The sequence below is a fragment of the Yoonia sp. I 8.24 genome, from assembly GCF_022096995.1.
Lineage (GTDB): Bacteria > Pseudomonadota > Alphaproteobacteria > Rhodobacterales > Rhodobacteraceae > Yoonia.
The window spans coordinates 205,950-222,802 of record NZ_JACXGQ010000001.1; the positions used below are offsets into that span (position 1 = coordinate 205,950).

Annotated in this window: 16 protein-coding genes; 10 read left to right on the top strand and 6 right to left on the bottom strand. The window is 55.5% G+C overall.

Annotation, left to right across the window (positions count from 1 at the left end; genetic code table 11):
• Positions 1 to 87: 87 nt before the first annotated feature.
• Positions 88 to 1,941 carry an ABC-F family ATP-binding cassette domain-containing protein gene (locus Yoon_RS01045; RefSeq protein WP_238109969.1) on the top strand — a complete coding sequence of 618 codons (1,854 nt, stop codon included), beginning with the start codon at positions 88 to 90 and terminating at the stop codon, positions 1,939 to 1,941.
• A gap of 10 nt (positions 1,942 to 1,951) precedes the next feature.
• Here Yoon_RS01045 and Yoon_RS01050 read toward each other — a convergent pair whose 3' ends face one another.
• A complete protein-coding gene (locus Yoon_RS01050) occupies positions 1,952 to 3,124 on the bottom strand; it encodes a hypothetical protein (RefSeq protein WP_238109362.1) in 1,173 nt (390 codons plus the stop codon).
• 108 nt (positions 3,125 to 3,232) lie between these two features.
• Between Yoon_RS01050 and Yoon_RS01055 the strand changes: the two genes are divergently transcribed.
• From Yoon_RS01055 to Yoon_RS01065, 3 genes are all read left to right on the top strand, one after another.
• Positions 3,233 to 3,862 (top strand): MarC family protein, encoded by a 630-nt coding sequence (locus Yoon_RS01055; protein ID WP_238109364.1) that lies wholly within the window; start codon positions 3,233 to 3,235, stop codon positions 3,860 to 3,862.
• A gap of 9 nt (positions 3,863 to 3,871) precedes the next feature.
• The gene (locus Yoon_RS01060; RefSeq protein ID WP_238109366.1) at positions 3,872 to 4,450 is read left to right on the top strand and encodes a TIGR02281 family clan AA aspartic protease; all 579 of its coding nucleotides are present in this window, start codon (positions 3,872 to 3,874) and stop codon (positions 4,448 to 4,450) included.
• 143 nt (positions 4,451 to 4,593) lie between these two features.
• Complete coding sequence (locus Yoon_RS01065) at positions 4,594 to 4,734, top strand: hypothetical protein (RefSeq protein ID WP_238109368.1); 141 nt, start codon at positions 4,594 to 4,596, stop codon at positions 4,732 to 4,734.
• Here the strand turns inward: Yoon_RS01065 and Yoon_RS01070 are convergent.
• Positions 4,731 to 5,186: a DNA polymerase III subunit chi gene (locus Yoon_RS01070; RefSeq protein WP_238109370.1), complete on the bottom strand. Its 456-nt coding sequence runs from the start codon at positions 5,184 to 5,186 to the stop codon at positions 4,731 to 4,733. The two genes, Yoon_RS01065 and Yoon_RS01070, sit on opposite strands and share 4 nt — an antisense overlap.
• Position 5,187: 1 nt before the next feature.
• On the bottom strand, positions 5,188 to 6,654 hold the full coding sequence (locus Yoon_RS01075; RefSeq protein ID WP_238109372.1) for a leucyl aminopeptidase: 1,467 nt from the start codon (positions 6,652 to 6,654) through the stop codon (positions 5,188 to 5,190).
• Positions 6,655 to 6,792: 138 nt separating this feature from the next.
• Here Yoon_RS01075 and lptF point away from each other — a divergent pair, with 138 nt between their 5' ends.
• Genes lptF through rsmA form a run of 6 tightly spaced genes read left to right on the top strand, consistent with a single transcriptional unit; the run spans position 6,793 to position 14,217 of the window.
• Positions 6,793 to 7,923, top strand: a complete 1,131-nt coding sequence (lptF, locus tag Yoon_RS01080; RefSeq protein WP_255698616.1) for an LPS export ABC transporter permease LptF — start codon at positions 6,793 to 6,795, stop codon at positions 7,921 to 7,923.
• Positions 7,920 to 9,014 (top strand): LPS export ABC transporter permease LptG, encoded by a 1,095-nt coding sequence (gene lptG, locus Yoon_RS01085; RefSeq protein ID WP_238109373.1) that lies wholly within the window; start codon positions 7,920 to 7,922, stop codon positions 9,012 to 9,014. Before lptF ends, lptG begins: the two co-directional genes overlap by 4 nt.
• Positions 9,014 to 11,113, top strand: coding sequence for an LPS-assembly protein LptD (locus Yoon_RS01090; protein ID WP_238109375.1), 2,100 nt, complete (start codon positions 9,014 to 9,016; stop codon positions 11,111 to 11,113). The genes lptG and Yoon_RS01090 overlap by 1 nt, the downstream gene beginning before the upstream one ends.
• A 20-nt stretch (positions 11,114 to 11,133) precedes the next feature.
• Positions 11,134 to 12,351, top strand: a complete 1,218-nt coding sequence (locus Yoon_RS01095) for a peptidylprolyl isomerase (RefSeq protein WP_238109377.1) — start codon at positions 11,134 to 11,136, stop codon at positions 12,349 to 12,351.
• Positions 12,348 to 13,319, top strand: coding sequence for a 4-hydroxythreonine-4-phosphate dehydrogenase PdxA (gene pdxA, locus Yoon_RS01100; RefSeq protein WP_238109380.1), 972 nt, complete (start codon positions 12,348 to 12,350; stop codon positions 13,317 to 13,319). The genes Yoon_RS01095 and pdxA overlap by 4 nt, the downstream gene beginning before the upstream one ends.
• Positions 13,320 to 13,368: 49 nt before the next feature.
• Positions 13,369 to 14,217: a 16S rRNA (adenine(1518)-N(6)/adenine(1519)-N(6))-dimethyltransferase RsmA gene (gene rsmA / locus Yoon_RS01105; RefSeq protein ID WP_238109381.1), complete on the top strand. Its 849-nt coding sequence runs from the start codon at positions 13,369 to 13,371 to the stop codon at positions 14,215 to 14,217.
• Between the two features lie 32 nt (positions 14,218 to 14,249).
• Here the strand turns inward: rsmA and Yoon_RS01110 are convergent, their stop codons facing one another.
• From Yoon_RS01110 to prfA, 3 genes are all read right to left on the bottom strand, one after another.
• Positions 14,250 to 14,795, bottom strand: coding sequence for a DUF4167 domain-containing protein (locus tag Yoon_RS01110; protein ID WP_238109383.1), 546 nt, complete (start codon positions 14,793 to 14,795; stop codon positions 14,250 to 14,252).
• A 222-nt stretch (positions 14,796 to 15,017) separates the two neighbouring features.
• On the bottom strand, positions 15,018 to 15,797 hold the full coding sequence (gene prmC / locus Yoon_RS01115; protein WP_238109386.1) for a peptide chain release factor N(5)-glutamine methyltransferase: 780 nt from the start codon (positions 15,795 to 15,797) through the stop codon (positions 15,018 to 15,020).
• On the bottom strand, positions 15,794 to 16,849 hold the full coding sequence (gene prfA, locus Yoon_RS01120; RefSeq protein WP_238109388.1) for a peptide chain release factor 1: 1,056 nt from the start codon (positions 16,847 to 16,849) through the stop codon (positions 15,794 to 15,796). The genes prmC and prfA overlap by 4 nt, the downstream gene beginning before the upstream one ends.
• Positions 16,850 to 16,853: the final 4 nt, after the last annotated feature.

The following is a 16,853-nucleotide window of genomic DNA, read 5'->3' on the forward strand; positions in this document are numbered from 1 at the left end:
CAAACAGGTAACGCCCCAATGACGTTTTCATGACCCTCGCAAAATCATCTGATTGACCCGGCCCGCATGATCGCGCATAGCCCGTTTATGCTTAAAATATCTGACATCACATATTCCGTCGAAGGCCGCACATTGGTCGAACATGCCACCGTCACGATTCCGACAGGCCACAAGGTTGGGCTGGTCGGGCGCAACGGGTCGGGCAAGACAACATTGTTCCGCATTATTCGCGGTGAAATGGTGCTTGATACCGGGACGGTGAATATCCCCAAGGGCTGGAAAATCGGTGGTGTCAGCCAAGAGGTCCCCGGCAACGAGGTATCCCTGATCGACACCGTGCTGCGCGCCGATACCGAACGCGAAGCCCTGATGGCCGAAGCTGAAACCGCGACCGACCCAGACCGGATCGCCGAGGTGCAGACGCGGCTCGCCGATATTGATGCCTGGTCTGCCGAAGCCCGCGCCGCGACGATCCTCAAGGGGCTTGGATTTACGCACGAAGAACAACAACAGCCTTGTTCGGCGTTTTCAGGTGGTTGGCGGATGCGCGTGGCCTTGGCTGCGGTGCTGTTTTCCGAACCTGATCTGCTACTGCTCGACGAGCCGACCAACTACCTTGATCTCGAAGGTGCGCTCTGGCTCGAGGCTTACCTCGTCAAATACCCGCACACTGTGCTGATCGTGAGCCACGACCGCGAACTGCTGAACCGCTCTGTGGGCGGGATTTTGCATCTCGAAGATAAGGGGCTGATCTACTACACGGGCACCTACGATATGTTCGCGAAACAGCGTGCAGCCAACCGCGCGGTGCAAGCCGCCGCCGCCAAGAAACAAGATGCGCAGCGCCAACACCTGCAAGCCTTTGTGGATCGGTTTAAGGCCAAAGCCTCCAAGGCCAAGCAAGCCCAATCGCGGGTCAAAGCGCTGGAAAAGATGGAAACCATCCGCGCCCCCGAAGATGCTGCGCGCACCGTGTTCACATTTCCCGAACCCGAAGAACTATCGCCGCCCATTATCGCGACCGAAGGCGCCGCGGTGGGATACGACCAAACCATCATCTTGCGCGATTTGAACCTGCGTATTGACCAAGACGACCGGATCGCGCTTTTGGGGCGCAACGGCGAAGGAAAATCCACACTTTCCAAGATGTTATCGGGCCGTCTTGATGTGATGAACGGCAAGATGGTGACCTCAAACAAGCTGCGTATCGGCTTTTTTGCGCAGCATCAGGTCGATGAATTGCGGATCGAAGAAACACCGCTGGATCACCTGTTCCGCGAACGCGCCCATGAAGGGCAAGCCAAGCTGCGCGCGCGGCTTGCTGGCTTTGGGCTTGGCGCCGATCAAGCCGATACCGAAGTGGGCCGCCTGTCCGGCGGGCAAAAGGCGCGCCTGTCGCTGCTGCTCGCTACCCTGCCCGCACCGCATCTGCTGATCCTCGATGAGCCGACCAACCACCTTGATATCGAAAGCCGCGAAGCGCTGGTGGAAGCGCTGACCGCCTATTCAGGTGCGGTGATCCTTGTCAGCCACGATATGCACCTGCTTTCAATGGTCGCAGACCGTTTGTGGCTGGTCAAAGATGGGCATGTGAACCCGTATGACGAAGACCTACAAGCCTACCGCAAACTGCTTTTGACGCCTGAAAAAGCCGTCGAAAAAGAAAAACCCAAACCGGTTAAAGCAGCCAAGCCAAGCCGCGAAAAGATCCAAGCGATGCGCAGCGACGTGCGCAAAAACGAAGAGCGCGTCAAGAAAATCAACGACATGCGTGACAAGCTCGCCAAAAAGCTCGCGGATCCTGCGCTCTATGAGGATGGCAAAGCTGGCGAATTGGCCACTTGGAACAAGAAATACGCCGAAGTCATGGACGCCCACGAACGCGCCGAAACCATGTGGATGGCGGCGCTGGAACGGTTAGAAAAGGCTGAAAAGGTGTAGTTCAACCACGCTATTCATCACCCAATGCGACTGCCGCATCTGTTATGCACTGCGGCAGCAATCCATTGATCATATACGCTTCTTCTCGGGCGGCCATATTCGATAGGATTCTCATCAGCACCGACACCGCCCGTTCGGAAGTGTTATAATCGCTTGACGCAATTAACCCGCCACTGAAAAAATCTCGGTTAAATCGGTCAAGTCCGACAATCTCTCCACGCGCGACGCAATCCGCGATTTCCGCCCCACATAAACGTTCGCAAACTGTCACCAATGGGCGCAATAAAGTCGTATGTTCTGCCTCTGCGATCAATAGATCACCCATCGCGACTAAACTCTCATCCCCATCCAAAAAACCCGGATTACTGTCTCTAACCATAATCGTTTGCAGATAGAATTCGGCTACTTTTTCATGCTGTTCAGCATGCCTAAGGTCTTCGATGATTGCAGGTCGAAAATTGGGTAGATACGCAAGAAACCTAACAGCGTGCCAACGCCCATCGCGCAGGGCATCATCTAACGCGTGCGTGTCCTCGGCGCGCCAAGGGAAGCCGCCCCAATGCGCGACGATCGCCTCCGCTTCTCCCGGCTCTAGAAAGTTAGAAATCTCAACTACGCCAGCGTCAAGAATACGCATCCACCAAACAGATGCGCGTATCTCCATATCTAAGGGGAATCTTGTTTCAAGATAGCGCGCGATGTCGATTTCCAGCAAACGCCTATCGTTTCTCAAAGCTGCTACCATACGTGGCTGATACCCTGCGGCCCATGTGCGTTCTGCCAACGCGATCCAAGTATCAATATCATCTGCATGATCAATTTCACCGAGCGCATCCATCGCAGGAACCGCGTCCCAATCAACATAATATGGTGAAGAAATCGTCGTTCGCGCGCCTGAACGATCCTCAGGAAGCAACGCTTTCCGCTCAGCCCGGTCAAGTTCGGGAAAATCAATCTCCATATGAACCGTGCGCATTATCCGGTTAACGAACATACGCGCTGCAATATTCCCATCAGCGGCAAATTCACCCAAATTCCAAAGATCTTCGCGCGGGTTTTCATTGTTTAACCATCGCTGCGCGGCGATCAGTAATGCGGGGTCATCGGCCCCGGGGATTGGTTGTGCGACGGCGGGCTTCATCATCACAAGACCTGCGAATATAACGGACAAAGCCTTGCGCATGATTTTTCCCCAAATGGATTAGCTAAAGATTTATCCATACACCTATGAGGCGAATGAGGCTTTTTCAACCGGCTTGCACATCGCAGCCAAACAAACGATTGTCCCGGCATGACTGACCTGACCGCCCTGATCGCCGCATTTACCACGATGTTCATCATCATTGATCCGCCGGGGCTCGCTCCGGTGTTTATTGCCATGACCCAAGGGATGAGCGCCGCGCAGCGGCGTGCCATCGCGGTCCGGGCCTGTCTTGTGTCTGCGGGACTGATGATGGTGTTTCTATTCTTGGGTGAAGCCGTGCTTGGCTTTATCGGGATTTCGATGGATGCCTTTCGCATTGCGGGGGGGATACTCTTGTTTCTGACCGCACTTGAAATGCTGTTTCAAAAACGCCAAGCGCGCCGCGAAGACAACGCCGCCGAAGGGTTGGACGAACACCACGATGACCCATCGGTGTTTCCGTTAGCTTTGCCACTGATCGTAGGGCCCGGCGCGATTACCACGATCATTCTGCTCGCGGGCCAAGCCCAAGCGGCAAGTGATTTTGTGGCCATTACAGGCGTGATCTTAGCGGTATTGCTGATCGTCCTGCTTGCGTTTTTGGCCTCCAACGCCATTGAACGCGCTTTGGGCAAAACCGGTTTGAATATTCTGACCCGGGTTTTGGGGATGCTCTTGGCCGCGCTTGCGGTACAGTTCATTTTGGATGGGCTGCGCGGTTTTGGTATCGGCGGCTAGGGAAAGATCATGACCGGCGATCAAATAGCACGCGCGATATATCTGGGGATCTTAGGTCTTGCGATTGCGGGCTCTGTGTTGATTTCAAGCCGTGAAAATCTGAGCAAATCCCTCCAGCAAGCCCTGATTTGGCTGTTTATCTTTTTGGGGGTGATTGGGGCATACGGGCTTTGGGAAGATATCAGCCGCGACGTGACGGGGCAGCAAGCCACATTGGCAGATGGGCGGATCAGTGTCCCACGCGCCGGTGACGGGCATTACCATTTGGATATCTTGATTAATGGCATCCCCATCGCCTTTGTCATCGACACGGGCGCAAGCCAAATTGTACTGACACAAGCGGATGCAGAATCGCTTGGGATTGATCCTGACACGCTACACTATTTCGGTTCTGCGATGACGGCCAATGGGCGCGTCAGGACTGCAGCCGTGACGCTCGAAAACGTGGCCCTGGGTCGCTATGTTGATCAGAATGTAGATGCCGTCGTCAACGGCGGAGAAACGGATATTTCACTGCTTGGCATGGCCTATCTCAATCGGTTTTCACATATCGAAATTACCAATAATCAAATGGTTCTTACCCGATGAAATACATTATTATTGCGCTCTTAACATTGGCGGCATGCGCCCCCGCACCGACGGAATTACCCGAAGATTTCGATTCAAGTTTTGCGTTTTAAACCGGCTGGGTTTTACCAGTCGTTAATCCATTTCCCGCGATACCTTTTGGGATGGAGAAATACGCTACCCCTAACCCGGCTGCGATTGCGGTGCTCGCAAGCTGCGCGTTTTGTTTTACGCTTGCGGCAGCGCAATGGGTGCAGGGTAATCTTTGGTTCTTGGATATGCTGCGCACGATCTGCGGCGGCTAACTTTTTTGCGCTTTCATCGCCCAACGCCCGTCTTCTTGCGCCCAATATTGCGCCGCGCATCCCGCATCTGTGAGGGTTTTCCACTGGCTGCGCGCATGGCTCAACGCCGCCTCATCCCAGCCGTCAAATAACACGCAAGCGCGTTCTGCGCCGTCGACTTCGGCCTGTGTCAACTCTGCGCCATCGACGCAAATCACGCAGTCGAACCCCGTTGCCGGGGCATCCCCGATCAATATGGGTTGGTCAGCATCATGGGGGCCGCCCGCGACCCCATGCGGCAAAAACGCAGCCTCGGACCCTTGCCATAAAACTTCATCTAAACGTGCGCAAAGGTTCGGGTTCACCGCACGGATCAACACCCGCCAACCAGCTTCGCGCGCCTTGCCGACCAACATCGGTAAGGTTACATCAAGCGGGCTGTCTTTGAGCTGATAGAAATAGGCAGCGCCCATATCAGCTCTCGTATTTATCGGCGATCAAACGGTTGAGCGCCATGACGCCCCACCCTGTTGCCCCCGGAGGTGCAAGCGCTGTTTCGGATTTGACGCTGGCCACGCCAGCAATATCCAAATGGCACCACGGCATGTCTTCTTTAACGAACCGTTGCAAGAATTGCGCCGCCGTAATAGAGCCCGCCATCCGTCCGCCAATATTCTTCATATCCGCAACCCGTGATTTCAACAGATCATCATAGGCTTTGCCCATCGGCATCCGCCAAGCGCCTTCACCCTCTGAGCCTGCCGCTTTGATAAACGCATCAGAAAAATCGTCGGAATTCGAAAAGACGCCTGCGTTTTCATGCCCCAAGGCCACCAAAATCGCCCCTGTCAGCGTCGCCAGATTGATCATGCCGACAGGTTTAAACCGCTCTTGCGCGTACCACATCACGTCAGCCAGCACCAAACGGCCTTCGGCGTCGGTGTTGATGACCTCGATTGTGTCGCCTTTCATCGATGTAACCACATCGCCGGGGCGTACCGCATTGCCTGAGGGCATGTTTTCGACCAGCCCGACCAAGCCGACGACATTCGCCTTGGCCTTGCGCAGCGCCAATGTGCGCATCACACCGGACACAACACCAGCGCCGCCCATGTCCATGGTCATATCTTCCATGCCGCCCGCAGGTTTCAGGCTGATCCCGCCCGTATCAAACACCACACCTTTGCCAACCAAGGCGAACGGGGCTTCATCGCCGCCGCCGTTCCACGACATCACCACCACCTTGCTGGGGCTGTCAGACCCTTGCCCGACACAGAGCAAACTGCCCATGCCAAGCCGTTCAAGATCATCTTCTTCAAGAATTTCGACTTCAAGCCCAAGCTCGTGCATGGCCGCCAGCCGCGCAGCGAAATCATCGGTGGTTAAGATATTCGCAGGCTCATTGGTCAGATCGCGGGTAAAGAACACGCCTTCGGCAATTGCGGCCATGGGGGCTGCGGATTTCGCGACCTCTTCAGGTTTCGCGACCATGAATGTCACCGAACTTTTGCTTGGCTTCTCGGCTGTTTTATGGCTGTCAAAACGGTAGTCGCGCAGCGCCAGCCCCAGTGCGATTTCATCCGCACGTGCGATGCTTCCGGCGCATACGGTCAAATCCGCGTTGCCCTGCGATTTGGCCAATTGCGCGCCCGCTTTGCGCGCCTCTTGCGATGACGGACGCCGAGAAAGCTTTACGACCAAGAGGGTTTCCGCAGTCAATCCAGCGGGATAAGCGATTGTTGCGACATCGCCAGCGGCCATTTTTTCAAATTTTTCGCTCTCTGCGAATCGTGCCACTGCTTTGCGCGTCAAAGTATTTGCTTTGCGCGCGCCTGCGTCCAATTTTCCATCTGCGTCGACGAAAATCGCAACCGCGCCACTGGCCGTTGCGACCCCATCAAGATCGACGTCTTTAAACTGAATTTCTGCTGGCGTTGTCATGGCGGCTCCTTGGCGCGAATATCATTTCATCATAGGTAGCCCGCACGATGCGCAAATACCAGATAGCTGTTCAATCTGCCGCACCGATGCGGTAGCTTGAGCGAAATTTAGGCGACACGCGCAAACAAGGATCTGCCATTGGCCAAGTTCGACAGATATTTGCTGTCACAATTGATGGTGATGTTTGGGTTTTTTAGCCTCGTTCTCGTGTTGATCTATTGGATCAACCGGGCCGTTGTTTTGTTCGATCAATTGATCGCGGATGGGCAATCGGCTGGGGTGTTTCTTGAATTTACGGCGCTGTCTTTGCCGTCTGTGATCCGGCTGGCCCTACCATTGGCGGCCTTTGCAGCATCTGTCTATGTGACCAATCGGATGACAACCGAATCTGAACTTGTTGTGGTGCAGGCCACCGGCTATTCCGCCTTTCGGCTTGCACGCCCTGTTTTCTATTTTGGGATCATTGTCGCAATTTTGATGTCCGTGTTGATGCATTATCTTGTGCCGCTCAGTTCTGCGCGGTTGGAAGAACGCCAAGCAGATATTTCGCGTAACATCACCGCGCGGCTGCTGACAGAGGGCCAATTTATTGAACCTGTTAAAGGGATCACCTTCTACATTCGCGACATCACAACTGCGGGTGAACTCCAAGACATCTTCTTGTCTGACACGCGATCTGACGATGAACAGGTGACCTATACTGCCACGCGTGCATTTCTTGTGAACGATACGGATGAGACGCAATTGGTGATGATTGAAGGGCTTGTGCAGGTGATCGACACCGACACGCAACGTCTCACGACAACGGCTTTTGACGATTTCGCCTATAATATCGGAAGCCTGATCACCACCAGCGAATCCAGTGGCCGAAGGGATGCGCATCTGTCGACATGGGAACTCTTGAACCCTACCCCGGAAATCATTGCGGAAACGCGCCGTAGTGCGGCACGGCTAATCGCGCGCGGACATGATCGGTTCAGCCAATCTTTGCTGGGCACAGTTGCCGCAATGCTTGGATTTGCGACGCTTTTGGTTGGCGGATTTAGCCGCTTTGGGGTCTGGCGCCAAATTATTGCGGCAATCTTCTTGATTGTCGTCGTCAAAGCCATGGAAACTGCCGGGCTCAATGCTGCGCGCAGTTCTGAAAACCTATGGTTTGCCACATATTTACCCGCAGTTGCCGGGTTTGCGATTATCTGGTTCTTGTTGTTTTGGGCCACACGGCCGCATTTGTTCAAGCGACGTCATAAGCCAGAGGTCGCGCAATGATCTTACACCGATACTTTGCGCGCCGCTTTTTGATGACGTTTTTGGGTGTCTTGGGCGTGTTCTTTGTAATCATGATGTTTTTGGACATCGTCGAACAAATGCGCCGCTATGCGACAGCCGATGCAAATATTTTTGAAATTTTGACACTCACGCTGCTGAACATTCCAGCGGGCGTGTATCAGATTATGCCTTTGATTATGATCCTTGCCGCCATCGCACTGTTTCTAGGGTTGGCGCGGTCATCGGAAATGGTTGTCACCCGTGCCGCGGGACGGTCAGCCCTGCGGGCCCTTGTTGCCCCATTGTTTGTCGCGCTGATGATCGGGGTCGTTGCCGTTGCGGTCGGAAATCCGATTGTTGCAAGTACGTCGAAAGAATATGAGCTTCGTTCTGGCGCATTACGTGGAAACAGTTCGGTGTTGTCGGTTGGGTCATCCGGGCTTTGGCTTCGACAGGGCACCGATGCGGGCCAAACGGTCATTCAGGCGCAAAGTGCGAATTTGGACGGAACTGTTCTGACCGAAGTGAGCTTTTTTCGCTTTGGGCCTGACGGCACCCCGACCCAACGCGTCAACGCCAAAACCGCAGAGCTTGTGCCTGGCGCTTGGGCTCTGACAGACGCAAAACAATGGGTTTTTGATACAGGCGTCAATGCGGAGGCCGCAGCGATGCAACATCCGAGCCTCAATATCGTATCGACCCTGACCCCGGACCAAATCCGCGACAGTTTTGGCACGCCCTCCTCTATCCCGATCTGGGAGTTGCCGGCGTTTATCGAACGGCTCCACGCTGCCGGGTTTTCGGCGCAGAGACATCTGGTCTGGTTTCACACCGAACTGGCATTGCCTTTCTTTTTGGTCGCCATGGTCATGATTGGCGCGGCGTTTACACTGCGCCACCAACGCGGCGGACGTACCGGGATGATGGTGATGTTTGCGATTTTGCTGGCCTTCGTGATCTATTTCATTCGCAATTTTGCGCAGGTCTTAGGCGAAAACGGCCAATTGCCTGCGCTGCTCGCGGCATGGGCGCCGCCATTCGCAGCGATTGGCATTGCATTGGGTATTTTGCTCCATAACGAGGACGGCTAATGCGCCTGATCGCGTTCATACTACTGCTGCTTTTGCCGCAGACCAGCCTCGCGCAGGGGGCTGCAACCTTGGTCGCCGACAGCGTGCGGGTCACCGAAGAGCAGCAGTTAATTGCAACCGGAAATATCGAGGTTCTATATGAAGGAACCCGGCTAACGGCGACGCAAATTACCTATGCCCCAGAAGATGATCGGCTGACGATCACGGGACCGATTGTTATTCAAACGACCGATGGGACGCTGTTGATGGCGCAAAGCGGCGCGATGGACCCAAGGCTAGAGAACGGCATCCTTCAGGGCGCGCGCATCGTCCTTGATCAGCAGCTGCAACTGGCCGCGAATCAAATTGACCGCCGCGAAGGGCGCTATTCGCAGCTCTATAAAACTGTTGCGACATCGTGTCAGGTATGTGGGGACGCGGCGCCGCTTTGGTCAATCCGGGCCCAGCGTGTCGTACATGATAGCGTTGAACAGCAGCTCTATTTTGACAATGCAACGCTACTGATCCGCGACATCCCCGTGTTCTGGCTGCCAACATTGCGCCTGCCCGATCCCAACCTTGAGCGCGCAACTGGGTTTTTGATCCCCGAACAGCGTAACAACACGCAATTGGGCACAGGTATCAAGGTTCCATATTTCATCACCTTAGGCGATTCCCGTGATCTAACCCTGACCCCATATGTCTCTGCCGAGACCCGCACATTAGAGCTGATCTACCGTCAAGCCTTTCACAATGGCTCCTTGCGCATCGAAGGGGCGGCCAGTGATGATACGCTTGAAGATACGAATAGGTCCTATGTTTTTGCGTCAGGACAATTTGACCTATCAGGCGACTATAAGTTGAACTTCGACATCGAAGCCGTCAGCGACACAGCCTATCTGCAAGACTACAGCTATTCGAGCAAAGATCGGCTGGATAGCGCGATTTCCGTGACCCGTGTAACCGACACCACGCTCGCGCAGGTCGAATTGACCTATTACCAAACCTTGCGAGACGACGAGTCGAACGCATCACTGCCTCCAATTGTGGCAAATGCGCTGTACGAAACACGCGATACTGAACGTTGGGGCGGCACGCTAACCTATGGCGCCAGTATCGACACCGCGTACCGCTATAGCGAGGTTGACGGCGACGATGGGCGCGATGTGTCGCGTATCGGTGCCTATAGCACATGGGACGACAGCTGGATTCTGGGCGGCGGAATTGTTTTGCAAGCCGAGACCGGGCTGCGCGCAGATTATTACAACGTGCAAGACGACAGCAGCTATGACAGCGATATATTGCGCGCGGTACCTTCCGCACAGATCACGGTGCGTTGGCCATTGGCCTCATATAATGATGGTGGGGCGGCGCATCTTATCACGCCCGTGCTTAGCCTTGGCTGGGCAGAAAGCTATGGCGAGACACCCCCAAATGAGGACAGCACCCGCAGCGAATTGGACCAAGGGAATCTGTTTGACCTGACGCGCTTTACTGGCGAGGACGCCGTGGAAACCGGCATGCAGGCCGCGGTAGGCATAAGCTATACCCGAATAGGTGCCGCCGGTTTGGATTCATCGCTCGCATTTGGGCGGGTCTTGCGAGAGACGGAAAACACCGCGTTCACAAGCTCATCAGGGCTGGATGGGCTGCAATCGGATTGGTTAGTTGCCGGACAAATCAGCAGCCCGGGCGGCTTCTTGATTGATGCGCGCGCGCTGTTTGACGACAACACAGGCCTGACAGTTGCCGATGGACGGATCGCGTGGAAAAATGATCGGGTGTCATTGGCTGCGAATTATATTTGGCAATCTGCGGATGCGGATGAAGATTTGACCGATACCGTATCCGCATGGACGGTCGATGCGGGGATCGTTTTATCAGATGCCTGGCAGATCGATTTGGATGGACGCTATGATATTGCCGGCGATTCCCCTGTCAGCGCTGGGATTGTGCTGGGATGGCAGAACGAATGCGTGAACATTAACGTTTCTGCCTCGCGTAGCTACACGTCTTCCAGTACAGTTGATCCAAGTACGACTTTTGGGATAAGTGGCTCTTTGACAGGCTTTTCTGCGGGACGCTCCGCGGCGGGCACCGCCGCAAGTTGCCAAAACTGATTGTAAAAACGAGGACACCGATGCGTCTATTTACCTATTTCGCCGTTATTCTGGCTTGGGCACTGACGAGCAGCAGCGCAGCGCTGGCACAGGGACAATTGACCCCGGTGATTACCGTCAACGATAAAGTCGTGACCCGCTACGAGCTGAACCAACGGATGCGGCTTTTGGAACTGTTCCGCACGCCCGGCGATTTGAACGAGGTCGCCCGCGAAGGGTTGATCGAAGATCGGCTTAAGCAGCAAGAAATGGACCGCGTTGGGCTACAGATGGACCCTGCGTCACTTGAAACCGCGATGAATGATTTCGCCGCGCGCGCCAATATGACATTACCGCAATTCACAAATGTTTTGGCACAAAACAATGTTGATGTCGAAACGCTCCGTGATTTTGTTGCGGTTGGCGTTGCCTGGCGCGACTATGTGCGCGCCCGTTTTAGCCGCGAAGTCACCATCACCGATGCGGATATTGAACGTGCGCTACAGGCCCAAGGCACCCAACCCACCCAGATTGAGGTTTTGCTGTCCGAAATCATCATCGCGCCACCACCAGATCGGCAGGTCCAAGCTGCGCAAGCCGCGCGCGAGATTTCGCAAATGCGGTCTTATGCCGATTTTGAAGCCGCCGCACGTCAGGTCTCTGCGCTCCCGTCGCGCGAAAACGGCGGACGCCTGGGCTGGCTCCCTATTTCGAACTACCCGCCGCAGCTGCAGCAGATATTGCTTGATCTTGCCCTTGGTGAAGTCACCGAGCCCATCGAAATTCCGAATGCGATTGCGCTGTTCCAAAAACGTGGCATGCGCGAAGCCCCGCGCGCCGTGCAGACCCCCGTCAGTATCGATTATGCGGCCTATTACATTCCCGGCGGCCAATCGGACGCGGCCCGGCGCACGGCGGCCGATGTAAAGAATAACGTCGACACCTGCGACGATCTTTACGGGATCGCGCGCAACCAGCCTTCCGAAATGCTTGACCGTCTTGTTGTCGCCCCATCTGAGATTTCAAGCGACGTCGCGCTTGAGCTAGCACGGCTTGATCCGGGCGAAGTCTCGTACAATCTGACCCGCGACAATGGCGAAACATTGGTATTCCTAATGATGTGTGCCCGTAACCAAGCGGGCAGCGACACCGTCGACACGGCCGCAGTGCGCAACCAACTGACGAGCCAACGCCTCGCTGGCTTAGCAGACGCATTGGTTGCCGATTTACGTGCATCGGCAGTGATCACATCACGATGAACCCAATCGCGATCAGCTGTGGCGAACCGGCGGGCATTGGCCCCGAAATCGCCGCAGCAGCATGGGATAAGCTGCGTGGCGATATACCTCTCCTTTGGATCGGCGACCCGGCGCATCTACCTGCGGGCACCCCTTACCAAACCGTAACAGACGCGGTTGAAGCCGCGTCACTTTGCCCGAATGCGCTCCCCGTACTTGCACAGGATTTTGGACCAGCGGCCACCGCAGGCATTGCCAACCCCGCCCATGCCCGAGGTGTAATCGACGCCATCGCGACAGGTGTGGAATTGACCCGTAGAGGTGCGACCCGTGCGCTATGCACCGCACCAATAAACAAAGCCGCGCTGATTAACGGGGCTGATTTCCCCTATCCCGGTCATACAGAATACTTGGCTGCGCTAGCGGACACGGATCAAGTCGTGATGATGCTGGCCTGTGATGCGCTGCGTGTTGTCCCAACGACAATTCACATCCCGTTGAATGCAGTGGCCACGCAACTGACAGCAAGCCTGTTGACAGATACATTGCTGATCACCCATGCCGCACTGCGCCGTGATTTCGGGATCGCGGCGCCACGCATTGCCGTGGCTGGACTGAACCCACATGCAGGCGAAGATGGCAAAATGGGGCATGAAGAGAACGACATGATCGCGCCAGTACTGACCGCATTGCGGACCCAAGGGATGGATGTAACCGGCCCCCTTCCCGCTGATACAATGTTCCATGCCGGCGCGCGCGTGAGATACGATGTCGCCGTTTGCATGTATCATGACCAAGCTCTGATCCCGATCAAAACGCTTGATTTTTCAGGTGGGGTGAATGTGACTTTGGGGCTGCCGTTTGTTCGCACGTCTCCTGACCACGGCACCGCCTTTGATATCGCGGGTCAAGGCGTTGCAGATCCGACTTCGATGATCGCAGCCATTAAAATGGCTGCAACGATGGCAGACAGCCGAGAACAAAGATAGTAGATTTGTTCAGCGCTCCGCGGGGAGTATTTTTGGGAAAAAAGAAGACATGAGCACCATCGACAATCTCCCCCCTTTGCGCGACGTGATTGCTACCCATGACTTGGCCGCCAAGAAATCGCTTGGGCAGAATTTTCTGCTGGATTTGAACCTCACAGCGAAAATTGCACGATTAGCGGGGGATGTCTCAAGTGCCGACGTGCTTGAGATTGGCCCCGGTCCGGGTGGTCTCACTCGGGGACTCTTGGCCGAAGGCGCACGCCGTGTGTTGGCGATTGAAAAAGACCCGCGCTGTATGCCCGCATTGGCCGAGATTGAAGCTGCCTACCCGGGGCGATTACATGTGATTAATGGCGACGCGCTTGATGTGAACCCGCTCGAACATCTGACCGCGCCAATCAAAATCGCGGCAAACCTGCCTTATAACGTCGGGACTGAATTGCTTGTGCGCTGGCTGACGCCACCGGTTTGGCCGCCGTTTTGGGAAAGCCTGACGCTGATGTTCCAGCGCGAAGTTGCGCAACGCATCGTCGCAAAACCCGGCACCAAGGCTTACGGCCGTTTGGCCCTGCTTGCGCAATGGCGCAGTGACCCGCGGATCGTGCTTGACCTCCCGCCAGAGGCGTTCAGCCCGCCGCCAAAGGTAAATTCTTCCGTCGTGCATCTGACTGCGCTGCCCGCGCCACGCTATCCGGCTGATCCTGTCGTACTGAACAAGGTCGTCGCTGCAGCATTCAACCAGCGACGCAAGATGCTCCGCTCGGCTCTGAAATCTGTCAGCCCTGATATTGAAACGCATTTGATCGCGGTCGGGATCAAGCCCACAGAACGCGGCGAACAGGTCGGACTTGAGGCGTTTTGTGCCCTTGCCCGCCGTATTGCGGATAACCCATCATAAAAAAAGCCCCCCAAAAATCGGAGGGCTTTTGATTATTCTGCGGCCTCTGGCGCGCTGTCATCACTTGGCTGCACATCCGGCTTTGGCTTGCGCGGGGCACGTGGTTTACGCGCGCGTGGCTTGGGCTTTTCTTCGGGCGTTTCGACCAAACCCGCGTCAGGTGCATCTTCGACCTGCAGGTCAGGCTGTTCATCGAGCCCCGCTGCTGCAGGCTGTTCGGCATTTGCGGCTGCTTCTTGCGTTTTGATCCGCTCTTGGCGTTCGCGGTCGCGTTCGGCTTGGCGTTCACGGTTTTGCGCTTCTTGCTCTTCGCGACGCTGATCAACTTCGCGCTGCGCTTCGGCAAGCATGCGTGTGTAATGCTCTGCGTGTTGCGCAAAGTTTTCGGCATTCACACGGTCGCCAGATAGCTGCGCGTCACGGTGAAGCTGGTTATATTTCTCAATGATCTGTTGCGGTGTTCCGCGCACTTTCCCATCCGGTCCAGAGCTATCAAACACGCGGTTGATAATGTTGCCGCCAGACGGGCGGTTATTATTACGGTTTTTGTTCCGTGACCGGGACTTCGATGATCTCATTGATTTGCTTTCAAGCCTTTGGCTGTCGTTGCGCTGGCCATGTCGCGCGTTTTGCGCGTCTCAGATATCTGGCCCTGCGATGTAGTGGCGACTTACCGGGGGGAGGTCCAATCTGGCTCTCTTACCGTCCGATGTCTTTGAATAAACATGAGATGTGGGTCAAGACAAGTAAAATTTGTGCAAATCTAACGTTTTTTACGCCAAAGCTGCGCATTTACTTGGCTATTTTGGCATTCGCGCTGCGACAACCCGGTCGCGCCCGTCAAAATCTTGATGCACCTGCACGCCGATCAACCCCGCGCCTGCCATCATTGCAGCGACTGCATCCGCTTGGGACGGTCCGATTTCGACCATCAACCGCCCGCCCGGCGTTAGATACGTAGGCGCGGTGTCGCAGATAATGCGGTAGGCGCTCAGCCCGTCAGCCTCATCCGTGAGCGCCATACGCGGTTCATACAGCCGCACTTCGGGTTGGAGCGCATCCATTTCACAGGCCGCAATATAAGGCGGGTTACTGACGATCAAATCGAATGTCCCACTGATCTTTGCGAACCAATCTGACTGCACGAAATCCGCGCGCGCACCAATTTCTAGAGCGGCACAGTTTTGCAGCGCTACCTCTAAAGCAGCGTCCGAAAGATCGGCCCCCACCCCTTGCGCATCGGCACGCGCGGCCAGCAAAGACAAAAGAATGCAACCCGACCCGGTGCCCAGATCCAACACCCGTGTAAATGTGGTTCCGAGTGCGCAGGCAATTAGGGTTTCTGTGTCCGGTCGCGGGTCCAAAACGGCCTCTGTCACGATAAACCGATGCGCATAGAAATCGCGGTAGCCCAAAATCTGTGACATCGGAACACGTTGCGCGCGCCGTGCGACCATCGCAAGAAAATCTCCGGTTTCGCCGCCGTTACGCCACAGCAACCGTGCCTCGCGTTGCGGATCGGGAATACCTGACTCTGCCAAAAGCGCGGCACCACGTTGCAGCGATTGGTCAGGCGTCACGCGCCCATTTCCGCAAGAAGCGTCGCTTGGGCATCGGCCTGTAGCGCAAGGACCGTTTCCTCAAGATCGCCCTGCATCACTTGGTTCAGCGAATAAAGCGTCAGGTTAATCCGGTGATCCGTCATCCGCCCTTGTGGGAAATTATAGGTGCGGATCCGTTCAGACCGATCGCCCGACCCCACCTGCGCCTTGCGGTCCGCAGAGCGTTCGCCATCCACACGTTGGCGTTCTAGGTCAAACAATCGGGTTTTCAGCACCTGCATTGCAATTTCGCGGTTCCGATGTTGTGACTTTTCGGCGCTGACGACGATGATTCCTGTGGGGATGTGCAAAATACGCACGGCAGAATCGGTGGTGTTTACGTGTTGCCCGCCTGAGCCTGACGCGCGCATCGTATCAATACGTAGATCGCCGGGGTTAATCTGCACATCGACATCTTCGGCCTCTGGCAACACCGCAACAGTCGCGGCAGATGTGTGAATACGGCCGCCACTTTCGGTTTCAGGCACACGTTGTACCCGGTGCACGCCGCTTTCATATTTCAGTTTTGCAAAGACGCCATCGCCCGCAACCCGCGCGACAACCTCTTTGATGCCGCCAAGCTCTGTTTCCGACATTTCCAAAATCTCAAACTTCCAGCCCTGCCCTTCGGAATAACGCTGATACATGCGCAGCAGATCAGCCGCGAATAGCGACGCCTCATCGCCCCCGGTGCCGGGACGAATTTCAACCAAGGCGGGGCGCCCATCGGCGGCATCTTTGGGCAATAGTGCGAGCTGCACACCGTGTTCAGAAGCTTCAAGTGCTGCTTTTAGGTCAGGCAGCTCAAGCTCTGCCAATTCCTTCATCTCAGGATCGGCAAGCATGGCTTCGGCATCTGCAATCTGCGCAACCAAGTCTTTATAGGCAGTCACGGTTTCGACGACAGGCCGCAGTTCCGCATATTCACGGCCCAAAGTCGCAATTTCATTGCCAGCAGAGCCATCGGCCATCTTGGCCTCTAGGAACTGGAAACGGTCAATGATTTGTTCAATTTTATCGGATGCTATCATGGCA

Coding starts and splice junctions, on each gene's coding strand:
- Yoon_RS01075 (WP_238109372.1), bottom strand. CDS start 6,654: ATGACAACGCCAGCAGAAATTCAGTTTAAAGACGTCGATCTTGATGGG.
- lptG (WP_238109373.1), top strand. CDS start 7,920: ATGATCTTACACCGATACTTTGCGCGCCGCTTTTTGATGACGTTTTTG.
- Yoon_RS01065 (WP_238109368.1), top strand. CDS start 4,594: ATGGAGAAATACGCTACCCCTAACCCGGCTGCGATTGCGGTGCTCGCA.
- Yoon_RS01110 (WP_238109383.1), bottom strand. CDS start 14,795: ATGAGATCATCGAAGTCCCGGTCACGGAACAAAAACCGTAATAATAAC.
- Yoon_RS01055 (WP_238109364.1), top strand. CDS start 3,233: ATGACTGACCTGACCGCCCTGATCGCCGCATTTACCACGATGTTCATC.
- Yoon_RS01070 (WP_238109370.1), bottom strand. CDS start 5,186: ATGGGCGCTGCCTATTTCTATCAGCTCAAAGACAGCCCGCTTGATGTA.
- prfA (WP_238109388.1), bottom strand. CDS start 16,849: ATGATAGCATCCGATAAAATTGAACAAATCATTGACCGTTTCCAGTTC.
- Yoon_RS01045 (WP_238109969.1), top strand. CDS start 88: ATGCTTAAAATATCTGACATCACATATTCCGTCGAAGGCCGCACATTG.
- Yoon_RS01090 (WP_238109375.1), top strand. CDS start 9,014: ATGCGCCTGATCGCGTTCATACTACTGCTGCTTTTGCCGCAGACCAGC.
- Yoon_RS01050 (WP_238109362.1), bottom strand. CDS start 3,124: ATGCGCAAGGCTTTGTCCGTTATATTCGCAGGTCTTGTGATGATGAAG.
- Yoon_RS01095 (WP_238109377.1), top strand. CDS start 11,134: ATGCGTCTATTTACCTATTTCGCCGTTATTCTGGCTTGGGCACTGACG.
- rsmA (WP_238109381.1), top strand. CDS start 13,369: ATGAGCACCATCGACAATCTCCCCCCTTTGCGCGACGTGATTGCTACC.
- pdxA (WP_238109380.1), top strand. CDS start 12,348: ATGAACCCAATCGCGATCAGCTGTGGCGAACCGGCGGGCATTGGCCCC.
- Yoon_RS01060 (WP_238109366.1), top strand. CDS start 3,872: ATGACCGGCGATCAAATAGCACGCGCGATATATCTGGGGATCTTAGGT.